General features: G+C 40.8%; 21 protein-coding genes. All 21 read left to right on the top strand.

Annotated features, from left to right (window positions below; translation table 11 throughout):
• The first annotated feature begins 47 nt into the window (after positions 1–47).
• A complete protein-coding gene (degS, locus tag MHH79_RS18235) occupies positions 48–1,205 on the top strand; it encodes a two-component sensor histidine kinase DegS (RefSeq protein WP_003227983.1) in 1,158 nt (385 codons plus the stop codon).
• Positions 1,206–1,287: 82 nt separating this feature from the next.
• Positions 1,288–1,977, top strand: coding sequence for a two-component system response regulator DegU (degU, locus tag MHH79_RS18230; RefSeq protein WP_003219701.1), 690 nt, complete (start codon positions 1,288–1,290; stop codon positions 1,975–1,977).
• 97 nt (positions 1,978–2,074) lie between these two features.
• Positions 2,075–2,920 carry a DegV family protein gene (locus MHH79_RS18225; protein WP_340034792.1) on the top strand — a complete coding sequence of 282 codons (846 nt, stop codon included), beginning with the start codon at positions 2,075–2,077 and terminating at the stop codon, positions 2,918–2,920.
• Between the two features lie 105 nt (positions 2,921–3,025).
• Positions 3,026–4,417, top strand: coding sequence for an ATP-dependent helicase ComFA (gene comFA / locus MHH79_RS18220; RefSeq protein WP_340034791.1), 1,392 nt, complete (start codon positions 3,026–3,028; stop codon positions 4,415–4,417).
• A 59-nt stretch (positions 4,418–4,476) separates the two neighbouring features.
• Positions 4,477–4,773: a late competence protein ComFB gene (comFB, locus tag MHH79_RS18215; RefSeq protein ID WP_015483764.1), complete on the top strand. Its 297-nt coding sequence runs from the start codon at positions 4,477–4,479 to the stop codon at positions 4,771–4,773.
• Positions 4,737–5,459 (top strand): comF operon protein ComFC, encoded by a 723-nt coding sequence (comFC, locus tag MHH79_RS18210; protein WP_157799620.1) that lies wholly within the window; start codon positions 4,737–4,739, stop codon positions 5,457–5,459. Before comFB ends, comFC begins: the two co-directional genes overlap by 37 nt.
• 73 nt (positions 5,460–5,532) lie before the next feature.
• Positions 5,533–5,952: a TIGR03826 family flagellar region protein gene (locus MHH79_RS18205; RefSeq protein ID WP_003227995.1), complete on the top strand. Its 420-nt coding sequence runs from the start codon at positions 5,533–5,535 to the stop codon at positions 5,950–5,952.
• Between the two features lie 80 nt (positions 5,953–6,032).
• Complete coding sequence (flgM, locus tag MHH79_RS18200; protein ID WP_014478128.1) at positions 6,033–6,299, top strand: flagellar biosynthesis anti-sigma factor FlgM; 267 nt, start codon at positions 6,033–6,035, stop codon at positions 6,297–6,299.
• Between the two features lie 15 nt (positions 6,300–6,314).
• Positions 6,315–6,797, top strand: a complete 483-nt coding sequence (flgN, locus tag MHH79_RS18195) for a flagellar protein FlgN (protein ID WP_014481048.1) — start codon at positions 6,315–6,317, stop codon at positions 6,795–6,797.
• An 18-nt stretch (positions 6,798–6,815) separates the two neighbouring features.
• Positions 6,816–8,339: a flagellar hook-associated protein FlgK gene (flgK, locus tag MHH79_RS18190; RefSeq protein ID WP_340034790.1), complete on the top strand. Its 1,524-nt coding sequence runs from the start codon at positions 6,816–6,818 to the stop codon at positions 8,337–8,339.
• 10 nt (positions 8,340–8,349) lie between these two features.
• Positions 8,350–9,246 (top strand): flagellar hook-associated protein FlgL, encoded by an 897-nt coding sequence (flgL, locus tag MHH79_RS18185; protein ID WP_327844865.1) that lies wholly within the window; start codon positions 8,350–8,352, stop codon positions 9,244–9,246.
• A 46-nt stretch (positions 9,247–9,292) separates the two neighbouring features.
• Positions 9,293–9,868 carry a DUF6470 family protein gene (locus MHH79_RS18180; RefSeq protein ID WP_063334745.1) on the top strand — a complete coding sequence of 192 codons (576 nt, stop codon included), beginning with the start codon at positions 9,293–9,295 and terminating at the stop codon, positions 9,866–9,868.
• Between the two features lie 20 nt (positions 9,869–9,888).
• Positions 9,889–10,320: a flagellar assembly protein FliW gene (fliW, locus tag MHH79_RS18175; protein WP_309530047.1), complete on the top strand. Its 432-nt coding sequence runs from the start codon at positions 9,889–9,891 to the stop codon at positions 10,318–10,320.
• Complete coding sequence (gene csrA / locus MHH79_RS18170) at positions 10,314–10,538, top strand: carbon storage regulator CsrA (RefSeq protein WP_003219727.1); 225 nt, start codon at positions 10,314–10,316, stop codon at positions 10,536–10,538. The genes fliW and csrA overlap by 7 nt, the downstream gene beginning before the upstream one ends.
• A gap of 144 nt (positions 10,539–10,682) precedes the next feature.
• Positions 10,683–11,522: a flagellin Hag gene (gene hag, locus MHH79_RS18165; RefSeq protein ID WP_063334744.1), complete on the top strand. Its 840-nt coding sequence runs from the start codon at positions 10,683–10,685 to the stop codon at positions 11,520–11,522.
• 256 nt (positions 11,523–11,778) lie between these two features.
• On the top strand, positions 11,779–12,108 hold the full coding sequence (flaG, locus tag MHH79_RS18160; RefSeq protein ID WP_009968250.1) for a flagellar protein FlaG: 330 nt from the start codon (positions 11,779–11,781) through the stop codon (positions 12,106–12,108).
• Between the two features lie 17 nt (positions 12,109–12,125).
• Positions 12,126–13,622 (top strand): flagellar hook-associated protein 2, encoded by a 1,497-nt coding sequence (locus MHH79_RS18155; protein ID WP_141949233.1) that lies wholly within the window; start codon positions 12,126–12,128, stop codon positions 13,620–13,622.
• Positions 13,623–13,643: 21 nt separating this feature from the next.
• Positions 13,644–14,045 (top strand): flagellar export chaperone FliS, encoded by a 402-nt coding sequence (gene fliS, locus MHH79_RS18150; RefSeq protein WP_014481041.1) that lies wholly within the window; start codon positions 13,644–13,646, stop codon positions 14,043–14,045.
• Positions 14,042–14,383, top strand: coding sequence for a flagella biosynthesis regulatory protein FliT (gene fliT, locus MHH79_RS18145; RefSeq protein WP_014481040.1), 342 nt, complete (start codon positions 14,042–14,044; stop codon positions 14,381–14,383). The genes fliS and fliT overlap by 4 nt, the downstream gene beginning before the upstream one ends.
• A gap of 9 nt (positions 14,384–14,392) precedes the next feature.
• Positions 14,393–14,770, top strand: a complete 378-nt coding sequence (locus MHH79_RS18140) for a hypothetical protein (protein WP_047183269.1) — start codon at positions 14,393–14,395, stop codon at positions 14,768–14,770.
• A 190-nt stretch (positions 14,771–14,960) separates the two neighbouring features.
• Complete coding sequence (gene hpf, locus MHH79_RS18135) at positions 14,961–15,530, top strand: ribosome hibernation promotion factor (RefSeq protein WP_003228031.1); 570 nt, start codon at positions 14,961–14,963, stop codon at positions 15,528–15,530.
• Positions 15,531–15,562 lie beyond the last annotated feature (32 nt).

Genomic DNA, 15,562 nt, shown 5'->3' with positions numbered 1-15,562 from the left:
TACATTTATAATAAAAATATATGACAACGCCGTGACGGAGGGAAATTATGAATAAAACAAAGATGGATTCCAAAGTGCTGGATTCTATTTTGATGAAGATGCTGAAAACCGTTGACGGGAGCAAGGACGAGGTTTTTCAAATTGGGGAGCAGTCACGCCAGCAGTATGAACAGCTGGTCGAAGAACTGAAACAAATTAAACAGCAGGTGTATGAAGTGATCGAGCTTGGCGATAAACTTGAAGTGCAAACCCGCCATGCGAGAAACCGTTTATCCGAGGTCAGCCGTAATTTTCATAGATTCAGTGAAGAGGAGATCCGCAATGCTTATGAAAAAGCCCATAAGCTGCAGGTAGAATTGACGATGATCCAGCAGCGTGAGAAGCAATTGCGCGAACGGCGGGACGATTTGGAGCGCAGATTGCTAGGGCTTCAGGAAATCATTGAGCGGTCAGAATCATTAGTAAGCCAAATTACAGTTGTGCTCAACTACTTGAATCAGGATTTGCGCGAAGTTGGACTGCTTCTTGCTGATGCTCAGGCAAAACAGGATTTCGGCTTAAGAATTATTGAGGCGCAGGAAGAAGAGCGAAAAAGAGTCTCAAGAGAAATCCATGACGGACCCGCTCAAATGCTGGCGAATGTTATGATGAGATCGGAATTAATCGAGCGGATTTTCCGTGACCGGGGCGCAGAGGACGGATTCCAAGAAATTAAAAATCTACGCCAAAATGTTCGGAATGCCCTTTACGAAGTGAGAAGGATTATATATGATTTAAGACCGATGGCCCTTGATGACCTAGGCCTGATTCCAACTTTAAGAAAATATCTATATACAACCGAGGAATATAACGGGAAGGTCAAAATACATTTTCAGTGCATTGGAGAAACAGAGGATCAGAGGCTAGCGCCTCAGTTTGAGGTTGCGCTCTTCAGGCTCGCACAGGAAGCTGTGTCTAATGCGCTAAAGCATTCTGAATCTGAAGAAATTACAGTCAAAGTTGAGATCACAAAGGATTTTGTGATTTTAATGATAAAAGATAACGGTAAAGGGTTCGACCTGAAGGAAGCGAAAGAGAAGAAAAACAAATCATTCGGCTTGCTGGGCATGAAAGAAAGAGTAGATTTATTGGAAGGAACGATGACAATAGATTCGAAAATAGGTCTTGGGACATTTATTATGATTAAGGTTCCGTTATCTCTTTGACTATGATTTGTAAAATAGAGCCAAAAGGCATATTGACCGAATGCTAGAGTATATAGAACAATAATACAAGGAGGCGTGGCTTGTGACTAAAGTAAACATTGTTATTATCGACGACCATCAGTTATTTCGTGAAGGTGTTAAACGGATATTGGATTTTGAACCTACCTTTGAAGTGGTAGCCGAAGGTGATGACGGAGACGAAGCGGCTCGTATTGTTGAGCACTATCATCCTGATGTTGTGATCATGGATATCAATATGCCAAACGTAAATGGTGTGGAAGCTACAAAACAGCTTGTAGAGCTGTATCCTGAATCTAAAGTAATTATTCTATCAATTCACGATGACGAAAATTATGTAACACATGCCCTGAAAACAGGTGCAAGAGGTTATCTGCTGAAAGAGATGGATGCTGATACATTAATTGAAGCGGTTAAAGTAGTGGCTGAGGGCGGATCTTACCTCCATCCGAAGGTTACTCACAACCTCGTTAACGAATTCCGCCGCCTTGCAACAAGCGGAGTTTCTGCACACCCTCAACATGAGGTTTACCCTGAAATCCGCAGACCATTACATATTTTAACTAGGCGGGAATGTGAAGTGCTGCAGATGCTTGCAGACGGAAAAAGCAACCGCGGAATTGGTGAATCATTGTTTATCAGTGAGAAAACCGTTAAAAACCATGTCAGCAATATTTTACAAAAAATGAATGTAAACGACCGGACGCAAGCCGTTGTGGTCGCCATTAAAAATGGCTGGGTAGAAATGAGATAGTATAATAGGAGACTTGCCTTTTTCTAGGCAGGTCTTTTTTTAGGCTGCCGTTTCCCTTACAATAGAGTTATAAAGCAATAAGGCAGGTATCGAAGTTATGAATATTGCAGTCGTAACAGACAGCACGGCATATATTCCGAAAGAAATGCGTGAACAACATCAGATACATATGATCCCTCTCCAGGTTGTTTTTGGGGAGGAGACTTACCGTGAAGAAATTGAGTTGGACTGGAAAAGCTTTTACGAAGAAGTGAAAAAACATAATGAGCTCCCGACGACTTCTCAGCCGCCAATCGGCGAGCTGGTTGCGTTGTATGAAGAGCTTGGCAAGTCTTATGATGCGGTTATCAGTATCCATCTTTCCAGCGGGATCAGCGGAACATTCAGCAGTGCAGCAGCGGCTGATTCGATGGTCGACAATATTGATGTGTATCCATTTGACTCAGAGATCAGCTGCTTGGCTCAAGGCTTTTATGCCCTTAAAGCTGCTGAATTAATCAAAAACGGAGCATCATCGCCGGAAGATATTATAAAAGAACTGGAAGAAATGAAAAAAACAGTTCGAGCTTATTTTATGGTAGATGACTTAGCTCATCTTCAGCGCGGCGGGCGATTAAGCAGCGCCCAAGCCTTCATTGGTAGTCTTCTAAAGGTAAAGCCTATCCTTCATTTTGACAATAAGGTAATTGTACCTTTTGAGAAGATTCGCACACGTAAAAAAGCAATTTTGCGTATTTATGAGCTTTTAGACGAAGATGCGAGTAAAGGGTTGCCTATGCGAGCTGCTGTTATCCACGCTAATCGAGAGGAAGAAGCAGCGAAAATCATTGAAGAGCTTTCTGCAAAATATCCTCATGTTGAATTTTATAACAGCTATTTTGGCGCGGTAATCGGCACTCATTTGGGTGAAGGTGCGTTAGGAATTTGCTGGTGTTTTAAATAATGTAAAATCTCCGTTTTTTAGAGCGGAGATTTTTTATATTCTTATTTTAATAGTTGGACAGAAAATATTCATTCAGGCATACTGTCTCGAAAGGAGGCGTGCTATGTGAATGTGCCAGTTGAAAAAAACAGTTCCTTTTCAAAAGAATTGCAGCAGACGCTTCGGAGCCGTCATTTGCTCAGGACTGAACTCTCATTTTCCGATGAGATGATTGAATGGCATATCAAGAATGGATATATCACTGCTGAAAATTCTATATCCATAAATAAACGGGGATATAGATGTAATAGGTGCGGCCAAACTGATCAGCGGTATTTTTCTTTTTATCACTCATCTGGAAAGAATAAGCTGTATTGCCGTTCCTGTGTCATGATGGGCAGAGTGAGTGAGGAGGTTCCTTTATATTCATGGGAAGAGGAAAATGAACCAAACTGGAAGTCAATTAAACTGACATGGGATGGCAAGCTTTCAAGCGGACAACAAAAAGCCGCCAATGTATTAATTGAAGCAATATCAAAAAAAGAAGAGCTCCTCATCTGGGCGGTTTGCGGCGCTGGCAAAACAGAAATGCTGTTTCCTGGTATTGATTCAGCGTTAAATCAAGGACTGCGTGTATGTATTGCAACACCTCGCACCGATGTTGTATTAGAGCTTGCTCCAAGACTCAAGGCTGCCTTTCAGGGTGCTGACATTTCAGCGCTTTACGGAGGAAGCGATGACAAAGGGCGGCTATCTCCGCTTATGATTTCCACTACGCATCAGCTTTTGCGATATAAAGATGCAATCGATGTTATGATCATTGATGAAGTTGACGCTTTTCCATATTCTGCTGATCAAACCCTTCAATTCGCTGTTCAAAAAGCAAGAAAGAAAAACAGCACCCTCGTTTATTTAAGTGCAACACCTCCTAAAGAATTAAAAAGAAAAGCACTGAACGGACAGTTACATTCAGTTCGCATCCCCGCAAGACACCACCGGAAACCTTTACCCGAACCGCGCTTTGTATGGTGTGGAAACTGGAAGAAGAAATTAAACCGAAATAAAATTCCGCCAGCGGTGAAAAGATGGATAGAGTTTCATGTAAAAGAAGGGAGGCCTGTTTTTTTATTCGTTCCTTCCGTTTCTATTCTGGAAAAGGCTGCTGCGTGCTTTAAAGGTGTTCATTGCCGAACCGCATCTGTGCACGCGGAAGACAAGCATAGAAAGGAGAAAGTGCAGCAATTCAGAGATGGTCAGCTCGATCTATTAATCACAACAACAATACTGGAAAGAGGCGTCACAGTCCCCAAGGTGCAAACGGGTGTACTAGGAGCTGAATCACCTATCTTTACGGAAAGCGCACTTGTTCAAATTGCAGGAAGAACCGGCCGGCATAAAGAATATGCGGACGGCAATGTCATTTTCTTTCACTTCGGCAAAACAAAGAGTATGCTCGATGCAAGAAAGCATATAAAAGAAATGAATGAATTGGCAGCAAAAGTTGAATGTACAGACTAGCCATTATTTGAAAACGTGGTACAGTATACTCATATAACCGATGATGAGGAGCTGTAAAAATGCTTGTCAATTCAAAAGAAATCGTAATGAAAGAACTGCTCGACCGATATATGGACCAGCTTCATATGGCCTGTACTTGCCAAGTATGCCAAAACGATGTATTGGCACTTTCTTTAAACAAAGTGAGTCCATCCTACGTTACTGATCTTAAAAAGATCGCATATACGAAAGCTGAGCTGGTAGATAAACAAAAAAACACAGCAATGCTTGTCATTTTGGCTGAATCTGCTGCTGTAGTTTCAGAGAGTCCAAGCGATTTATGTCAAACGAAGCAGGAGGAGGCATTCATAAACTGATCTGTTTATTATGTGATTCGCAATTTTCTCAAGATGTTACATGGAGAGCCCTTTTTTTATTAAAGCCTGATGAAAAGGTTTGTTATTCTTGCAGAAGCAAATTAAAGAAAATCACAGGACATATCTGCCCCCTGTGCGGCAGACCTCAATCTGTTCATGCCGTGTGCAGGGATTGCGAGGTGTGGAGAACAAGGATCAGAGACAGTTTGCTATTGCGTCAAAACCGTTCAGTTTACACATATAATGATATGATGAAAGAAACGCTCTCCCGTTTTAAATTTAGAGGAGATGCAGAAATCATAAATGCATTTAAAAGTGATTTTTCTTTAACCTTTTCTAAGGTTTACCCCGATAAGCATTTTGTTCTTGTACCTATTCCGCTGAGCAAGGAACGGGAAGAAGAGCGCGGATTTAACCAGGCACAGCTCTTGGCAGAATGTTTAGACCGGCCTTCCCACCATCCCCTCATTCGCCTGAATAATGAGAAACAGTCAAAGAAAAAGAAAACAGAACGCCTGCTGTCAGAGCGCATTTTTGACACAAAAAATAATTCAACAGAAGGTATGAATATCATTTTAATAGACGATCTTTATACAACAGGCGCCACCTTGCACTTCGCAGCCCGCTGCTTATTAGAAAAAGGAAACGCCGCTTCAGTGTCATCTTTTACCTTGATCAGAAGCTAAATGATTCTGTTTTTATGCCGATATAATCACTAGAAATTGACACAGGCATATTATCTAATAAGGAGAAAGAAAGATGGGAGAACTGGCGAATTGTCCGAAATGCAATGCTTTATTTTTAAAAACAAAGCTGCAAACCGTATGTCAGGCGTGTATTAAGGAAGAAGAAAAATCATTTGAGACCGTCTATAAATTTTTAAGAAAACAGGAAAACCGGCAATCAACTTTGAGCCGGATAACTGAGGAAACAGGTGTGGAAGAAGAGCTGATATTGAAATTCATTAGGCAGAAGCGAATTCAGATCACTCATCTTCCTAATTTGGCATACCCTTGTGAAAGGTGCGGGACATCGATTAGAGAAGGCAAGTTCTGCAAGGCTTGCCAGTCCGATATTAAGGATCAAATGGATCATTTGAACCACGAGGATGCTCTGAAAATCGAGAAAGAAAATAGTAAAAAAGACACATACTATGCCTATAATACCAAAAACAGCTGATTCCCTAAACTAACTGAAAACGCAGTCGATAAAAGGGTTAAGATTGTTTAAAGACTGCAACGGAAAGCGAGAGGAATCCTATGAAAATCAATCAATTTGGAACACAATCCGTTAATCCATATCAAAAAAATTATGATAAGCAAGCGGTGCAAAAAACTGCTGCACAGCCTCAAGATAAAATTGAAATTTCATCACAGGCTAAAGAAATGCAACATGCATCCGACGCAGTCACTGGTTCACGACAGGAAAAAATTGCGCAGCTTAAAGCGCAAATTGAAAACGGGTCATACAAAGTAGACGCAAATCATATCGCGAAAAATATGATTAATTTTTATAAAAAGCAATAAAAAAGGAGAAAGCCCATGTCAGCGAAGGCAATTATTGAACAATTGAAGCGACTTTGCGTTCTGCATGAGCACCTGCTCACGCTGTCTGAAGAAAAGACGGAAGCGCTCAAAGCCGGCAAAACAAAAGAGCTTTCTAACATTTTGACAAAAGAACAAAAATATATTCAAGCAATCACGCAGACAGAAGATGACCGGATCAAAACAACTTCGGCCTTTCTCGGATATAGCGAAAATAATACTATTTCCGCATGTATCGCCAAAACCTCAGGCAGTGAAAAGGAAGAGCTGGAACAACTATACGAATCTCTTTCTCAAGTTCTCGGACGTCTGAAAAAAGTAAATGAGATGAATAGGCAGCTGACAAGAGACGCGCTGCAATTCATCTCTATTTCGTACGATATGCTGGTTCCTAAGGAAAATAACTTCAATTACAGCAAATCAATTAAAGCTGAGCTGCCGAAAAGCAGCCAAATGAAACTGTTTGATTCAAAAGCTTAGCAGAAAGGAATTCAGAAAATGACATCTACCTTTATGGGGCTTGAAACTGCAAGGCGGGCGTTAAGCGCTCAGCAGGCAGCGTTAAGCACTACTGCAAATAACGTGGCAAATGCCAATACTGATGGTTATACAAGACAGCGGGTCTCATTGGAGGCAACTGACTATTTCCCTGCTGTATCTAAAAACGCAGAAAAAACAGCGGGACAAATGGGTACGGGCGTTCAAGGAAAATCAGTTGAGAGAATAAGAGATATCTTTCTTGACTACCAATACCGTCTTCAAAACAACAGTGCCGGATACTATGACACGAAGGCCAAAGCGCTGTCCCAAATGGAAGGCGTTTTAAATGAAACGGATGACAGCGGCTTGAACAGTGTGCTCAATTCGTTTTGGAATTCTCTGCAGGAATTATCGAATAATACAAATGAAGAAAGTGCACGTTCTGTTGTTGCTCGAAAAGGACAAGCTGTAGCTGAAACGTTTAATTATATTTCTGAATCACTTACAAATGTCCAATCGAATTTAAAAGCAGAGCTAAATACAACTGTGTTGGATGTCAATTCTCTGCTTTCTCAATTAAACAGTTTAAATAAGCAAATTGCACAAGTAGAGCCGGTCGGGCTTCTTCCGAATGGTTTATATGACCAGCGAGATTTGCTGATCGATAAATTATCCTCAATGGTTGATATCAAAGTCAGCTACAACAAATCAGGCGGGAATGCACTTGCATCTGCTGAAGGAACTGTATCAATTGAAATCCTTGATAAAAATAAACAGTCGCTAGGAACTGTTTTGGACGGTAAAAATTACGAGGCTTCAGAACTTACAGCCAACTATGATAATGAAACTGGGTTAGTATCAAGTATTTCAATCGGGGATACAGCTGTGCAGGCGGAGTCCTTCAGCAGCAAGGGATCTCTTTTAGGATTTATAGAGTCCTACGGGTATATAACAGCAGACGGCCAAGAAAAGGGCGTATACCCGGAAATGCTTTCTGATCTTGACAATATGGCGCTTGAATTCGCGAAAGCTTTCAATGAAGTGCACAGAAATGGTGTGACCAAGAGCGGTGAAAAAGGCGGAGACTTTTTTGATTTTACTGGCGGTGAGACTGAACCTGCCAAGGGCGCGGCGGGCAAGATCAAAGTGGCTGACAGCATAATAAATTCAAAAGGGGCAGACATTGCTTTCTCACTGACTGGTGCAGCCAACGATAACGCAAATGCTACAAAATTAGCAAATGTTTTAACCGGTAAAATTACTATTAACGGTAAAGAAACTAGTGTTTTAGATTATTATGCGGGTCTGATTGGCGAGCTAGGGATCGAAGCTCAAGAGGCTAATCGACTGGCGTCTAATACAGAAACACAGCTAAATGATGCTGACATAAACCGTCAGCAAATGAGTGCAGTTTCTTTAGACGAAGAAATGACGAATATGATTCAATTCCAACACGCATACAATGCAGCTGCAAGAATGGTGACTTTACAAGACGAATTACTTGATAAAGTGATCAACGGCATGGGTGTTGGAGGAAGGTAGGTAGAGTCACATGAGAGTAACGCAAGGCATGATACAGCAAAACTCACTGAGATATATCGGTTCGAGCTACTCGAAGCTGGATAAACTCCAGTCGCAGATTTCTTCAGGGAAAAAAATCTCAAAAGCTTCCGACGATCCTGTAGTAGCAATGAAAAGCTTAAAGTATAATACGCAACTGTCTCAAGTGCAGCAGTACAAAAGCAATGCTTCTCAAGCCTTTACCTGGCTCGAAAACACAGAAACAAACATTACAGAAGGAATTGACATCTTGTCAAAGGTCAGAGAATTAGCGGTTGAAGCTCAAAATGATACAAACGGCGAGTCGGAGCGGCAAGCGATTGGCGTAGAGGTAAAGCAGTTAAAGGAACAGCTTTTAAATATTGCGAATACACAAGTGAACGGCAGATATATCTTTAATGGCACAAATTCAGATAAGCCTCCGGTTACAGATAACGGAGACGGAACTTATACAATTTCTGATACAGCTGATGTCGTAGTCAATATATCAAATAATATGTCATTGAAAGTGAATTCAGATCCAATCTCAGCTTTTGGAGGCACTTCTGAAAGCGGGCAGAATGTATTTGAAATGCTTGATTCTTTTGAGAAAGCACTAAATTCTGGTTCGCTAGATGGCATGGACAGTGTTTTAGATGATATTGATCATTTTTCTAACGGCATGAGCGCTGAACGATCTGATCTTGGAGCGAGATATAATCGTCTTGAACTGGTTAATACAAGACTGTCAGCTCAAGAAGAAACAGCTACAAAAGTGTTATCAGATAATGAAGATGTAGAACTGGAAGAAGTAATAACTGAATTTATTGCGCAGCAAAGCGTTCACAGGGCTACTCTGGCTGTTAATGCGCAAATTGTTCAGCCTACATTGATTGACTTTTTAAAGTAAGCGGCTCTTAGGAGTTCGCTTTTTTTATAGTTCAGGAGGTAGAGTGATGCAGATTCCCAGATTGATTATGCATAGTGTTCAAGGAAAAATTGGTTTAACAACGACGCCTGCCAGCGTAAAAATGGAGCAACCTCAAGCTGATCTAGAGATCGAACAGCCGAGTGCGGAAATGGAAATATCGGTGACACCTGGAAAACTCACGATTGACCAGACACAAGCATGGGAAGAATTAGACAGAAAGCATGTTTTCAAGAGAATTGAAGAAGCCGCCCAACAAGGGCATGAGGATGTAATGAAGGGAATAGCGCGCACGGCAGAAGAAGGCGACGAGCTTATGAGAATTGAAAATAAAGGGAACCCAATCGCTTCGCAAGCAAGGAGGAACTCTGAGATGCACCAAATTCAATTAGGCGAAAATTATGCTCCTTCTCTTTCGAGGGTGAAAATACAATATACCCCGTCACAGCTTGATGTTCAGATTACGCCGCGAAAGCCTGTTATTCAGGCTGAGCCGCATAAGCCAATTGTTGAATATACGCCAGGAAATGTTAAGGTTGACATGCTCCAATACCCTGATTTAAATATAGATGTAGAATACCCGAAAGAATCACCCGAAAAGTAAAAAGAAAAGGATCGTGAACAATGATCATTCATACGAAGTACCATGGCCAAATGAACATAAAAGAAGAACAAATCATTCTTTTTGAAAGCGGGATTCCAGGCTTTTTAGAAGAAAAACAATTTGTCATACTTCCGCTTTCAGAAGACTCTCCATTCGTGGCACTGCAGTCCGTCACTTCAGAAAATCTTGCATTCATCGTCGTAAGTCCGTTTATCTTTTTTAAGAATTATGAATTTGACCTTGATGAATCAACTGCTGAACTTTTGGATATCGATAATATTCAAGACGTAGATGTCATGACGATATTGACTATGGCAGAGCCATTTGAAAAGTCTACTGCGAATTTATTGGCTCCCATTATTGTGAATCGCAAGAACATGATGGCTAAGCAAGTCGTTTTACACGATTCCTCATATACGACAAAGCATCCGATTGGAGGAGAATCATGCTAGTTTTATCGCGGAAAATAAACGAAGCGATTCAAATAGGTGCTGATATTGAAGTGAAAGTGATTGCGGTTGAGGGGGATCAAGTGAAGCTTGGAATTGACGCCCCAAAGCATATTGATATTCACAGGAAAGAAATCTACTTGACCATTCAGGAAGAAAATAACCGTGCGGCAGCGTTATCCAGCGATGTGATCTCCGCATTATCCTCACAAAAAAAGTGAGGATTTTTTTATTTTTGTATTAACAAAATCAGAGACAATCCGATATTAATGATGTAGCCGGGAGGAGGCGCAAAAGACTCCGCCAGTTACAAAATAAGGGCACAAGGACGTGCCTTAACAACATATTCAAGGAGGAACAAAACAATGAGAATTAACCACAATATCGCAGCACTTAACACACTGAACCGTTTGTCTTCAAACAACAGTGCGAGCCAAAAGAACATGGAGAAACTTTCTTCAGGTCTTCGTATCAACCGTGCGGGAGATGACGCAGCTGGTCTTGCGATCTCTGAAAAAATGAGAGGACAAATCAGAGGTCTTGAAATGGCTTCTAAAAACTCTCAAGACGGAATCTCTCTTATCCAAACAGCTGAGGGTGCATTGACTGAAACTCATGCGATTCTTCAACGTATGCGTGAACTTACTGTTCAAGCAGGAAACACAGGTACACAACAAGCAGAAGATCTTGGTGCAATTAAAGATGAAATGGATGCGCTTATTGAGGAAGTTGATGGCATTTCCGATCGCACTGAATTTAACGGTAAAAAGTTATTAGACGGATCTTCCGCTACTACTGGATTTACATTCCAAATTGGTGCAAATGCAGGCCAACAGCTTAACGTTAAAATCGCTGACATGGGAGCAGCTGCTCTAGGTACTACTGTTACAGTTGATAAACTTGACGTAACAGATTTTGCTACTACTTCTTTTGACAATCAACTAAAAGGTATTGATGAGGCTATTAACGCAGTATCAACTCAACGTGCTAAACTTGGTGCGGTACAAAACCGTCTAGAGCACACAATTAACAACTTAAGCGCTTCTGGTGAAAACTTGACAGCTGCTGAGTCTCGTATCCGTGACGTTGACATGGCGAAAGAAATGAGCGAGTTCACAAAGAACAACATTCTTTCTCAGGCTTCTCAAGCGATGCTTGCTCAAGCAAACCAACAGCCGCAAAACGTACTTCAATTGTTACGTTAATTTTAAAAAAGACCTTGGCGTTGCCAGGGTCTTTTAATTTATATTTCTATCTCTATCTCTATCTCTATCTCTATCTCCGAATCATTCCTCATCCTGTCACTAACTCATGATATAATAACCGGATTCTCCACTAACCTTTTATAAATGTATTTCCAAACAAGAAATCTAAAACAGAAGATTTTTTTCCAAAAATATGTGTAATCTTATCTCCATTTAGTCGATATAAACGATAGATTGGGGCATAGGGGATGATCAATTGAACATTGAAAGGCTCACTACGTTACAACCTGTTTGGGATCGTTATGATACTCAAATACATAATCAGAAAGATAATGATAACGAGGTTCCTGTTCATCAAGTTTCATATACCAATCTTGCTGAAATGGTGGGGGAAATGAACAAGCTTTTGGAACCTTCGCAAGTTCATCTGAAGTTCGAGCTTCATGACAAGTTAAATGAATACTATGTAAAGGTAATAGAGGACTCTACAAATGAAGTGATCCGCGAAATTCCACCAAAACGGTGGCTTGATTTTTATGCGGCTATGACTGAATTTCTTGGGTTATTTGTAGATGAAAAAAAGTAGAATAGGAGTGGTTTGAGATGGTCACAAGAATAACAGGTCTGGCGTCAGGAATGGATATAGATGATATTGTATCAAAGCTGATGCAGACAGAAAGAGCACCGCTTGATAAGCTGAAGCAAAAAAAGCAGACTCTTGAATGGCAGCGTGACAGCTATCGTGAAGTCAATACAAAAATAAAAGAATTGCAAGATTATATGTCTAAAAATACGTTGACATATCCTAGCACGTATCAGAGCAAAACTGTGACAAGCTCTAATGAGTCTGTGTTAACTGCTACAGGAAGCGCAAGTGCACCAAACTCTTCTTCTACTGTTGAAGTGGCAAGCTTGGCAACCGCAGCAACGTATAAGGCAAACAATTATACGGGATACACTCAAGGCGATTACAATTTGGCATTTAACGTTGTTGCGCCTGGCGAAACAACGGCAAAAACAGTGAACATTAGTGTGACGAGCGCCGATACGATTGATAATGTGATTTCTAAACTTAACAGCTCAGATCTAGGAGTATCAGCTTTTAAAGATAAAATTTGGAATGGTACAGAGTACGTAGAAACAATTGCGTTTTCTTCTAAAGCAACAGGTGCAGGGGGCAGTATACAGGCAGCAGACTCTGCTACAGCTGACTTTATGTCCGGTCAGCTTGGTTTTTCTTTGGATGCTGATAATAAGCTCACTGCTTACAAAGAAGGCACAAATGCCAAAGTCACAATTAACGGCTTTGAAATGGAGAAGCTGACAAACAATTTCACGGTGAATGGTGTTACTTACTCGATTAAAAATACAACTGCAGCCACAGGCCCTGTTACCACATCTGTTTCTACTGATGTTGACGGGATTTATAACCAAATCAAAGAGTTTGTAGATAAATACAATGAAATGGTTGACAGCCTGAATGAAAAGCTGAAAGAAGAAAAATACCGAGACTATACTCCGTTGACAAGTGAACAAAAAGAAGCCATGTCCGATAAAGAGGTAGAGCTCTGGGAGGAGAAGGCGAAAAGCGGATTGCTTAGAAATGATTCCAGCATCAGCACCGGCACGAACCAAATGCGGACTGACTTTTATACTCAAGTTAATGCGGATGGGAAAACCTATCAATTGACAGAATTCGGCATAACAACCTCAAGTGCTTACCAAATGCGGGGTCATTTAGAGATTAATGAAGACAAACTGAAAGCCAAAATACAAGAAGATCCACAAAGCGTTGCCGCCTTATTTACAAGCGGAACGAACAGCAGCGCGTATAGTGATAAAGGGATTATGAAACGCATCGGTGACACCCTGAAAAGTACGGTGAAGAGCATTGAAGCAAAAGCCGGCAACTCGACAATGGGAACCAATGATTATTCAATCGGTAAAAATTTAAATACGATCAGCACTGATATTACCAAAATGCAGGACCGGTTGACCACAATAGAAAACCGCTATTATTCAAAATTCAGTGCAATGGATTCTGCGATTCAAAAAATGAACGAACAAGCGTCCTATTTATCACAGCTTCTTGTACAATAAATGTAATTTGGAGGATGACACATGGCGATCCAAAATCCTTATACAGCCTATCAGCAAAATTCAGTGAATACGGCTACACCCGGTGAACTGACGCTTATGCTGTATAATGGCTGTTTAAAATTTATAAGACTTGCCTCTCAGGCCATTGAGAATGATGATATGGAACGTAAAAATGAGAATCTGATTAAAGCGCAAAATATTATTCAGGAATTAAATTTTACACTTAACCGTAACATAGAGCTTTCCGCTTCCATGGGTGCGATGTACGATTATATGTATCGAAGATTGGTACAGGCAAATATCAAAAATGATACGGGCATGCTGGCTGAGGTAGAAGGCTATGTAACAGATTTTCGCGATGCTTGGAAACAAGCCATTCAAAGTGAACGGAAGGACCGGCACGGATCAGGCGGGATCGCATGAATAACATAGATCAACTATACACTGAGACGAAGAGTATGCTGTCACACATACAAAATACGCCGGAAAGCGATGAGCTTTTAAAACAAATTGAAGACTTTGTGGCTAAACGGTCTGAACTGATTCAGGAGATATCTCTGCCGCTTTCAGAAGAAGAGCGAAAGCAGATGAAGCTAGTGCTGACATGGGATCAGCTTATTGTGAAGGAAATGGAACGACTGAAGCAGTCAATTGCAGCAGAACTTCAGCAGATGAAAAGAAAACGTGTGATGCATACGACGTATTTAAACCCTTATAACAACATTACGATTGACGGCACATATTATGACAAGCGTAAATAGGTGAGTGCCTTGAAGAGCATTGAAGATTATACGCTTTTATCAGCTTATTATCATCTTCTTTTTACCATTGAAGAGGGGTTGTGTTATTTGATAGAGGCTGAAGAGAATTTATCAAAAACAGAAGGGGATCGGATCTACCAAGATCTGATCCAAGCCTTTTTTTATTTGGATTCAACACATTCAACACTTCTCTTCATTATGGATTCACGGTGTGCTGAAATTTGTGTGAAAGCATTTGACCAAATTTTTGCGGAGTTTGATCAATTGGTCTCTTTCTCTTTTCCCTCTCATGAGTTCAGTGAGTATTTAAAGGGACATTTTCTGATTCATTATAGAAAATGGATGCTGTCTATTCATCAATGTATGGAACCCTTTTTAATCAATTAGGCGTGTGTGAGGTATTTGTTTCGTTCAATCAGCATATACATATACCTCCGAACCGCCAATAACAGAGCAAATACAAACAAAATTCGACAAAGTTCACTGAATTTTCACAAAAGATTTATGTTTCAGCAGGAATTGTAAAGGGTAAAAGAGAAATAGATACATATCCTTAATAAAAGGGAGGCGTTCTTTGATGAACTATAACATCAGAGGAGAAAATATTGAAGTGACACCCGCGTTAAAGGATCATGTCGAGAGGAAGATCGGCAAGCTTGAGCGCTATTTTGACCATAGCGTGGATGCTGATGTGAACGTCAACTTGAAGTTTTACAATGACAAGGAGTCTAAGGTTGAGGTTACGATTCCGATGACAGATCTGGCGCTTCGGTCCGAGGTGCATAACGAGGATATGTACAACGCAATTGATCTCGCAACAAACAAACTGGAACGTCAAATCCGTAAGCATAAAACGAAAGTAAACCGTAAATTCCGTGAGCAGGGCTCTCCAAAATATTTATTGGCAAACGGTCTTGGCTCTGATACAGATATTGCGGTTCAGGATGACATAGAAGAGGAGGAGAGCTTGGACATCGTCCGTCAGAAACGCTTTAATTTAAAGCCGATGGATAGTGAAGAAGCGATCTTGCAAATGAATATGCTCGGCCATAATTTCTTTGTTTTCACAAATGCGGAAACAAACCTTACAAATGTCGTGTACCGCAGAAATGACGGGAAATATGGCTTAATTGAACCGACTGAATAATGAAGAGAAGCCTTCCGTGATGTCCGCGGAAG

Origin of the sequence: Bacillus sp. FSL K6-0993, from assembly GCF_037977205.1 — a bacterium.
Lineage (GTDB): Bacteria > Bacillota > Bacilli > Bacillales > Bacillaceae > Bacillus > Bacillus subtilis.
Note: the sequence above shows the minus strand (reverse complement) of the source record. Positions and strands in the feature narration are given on the sequence as shown.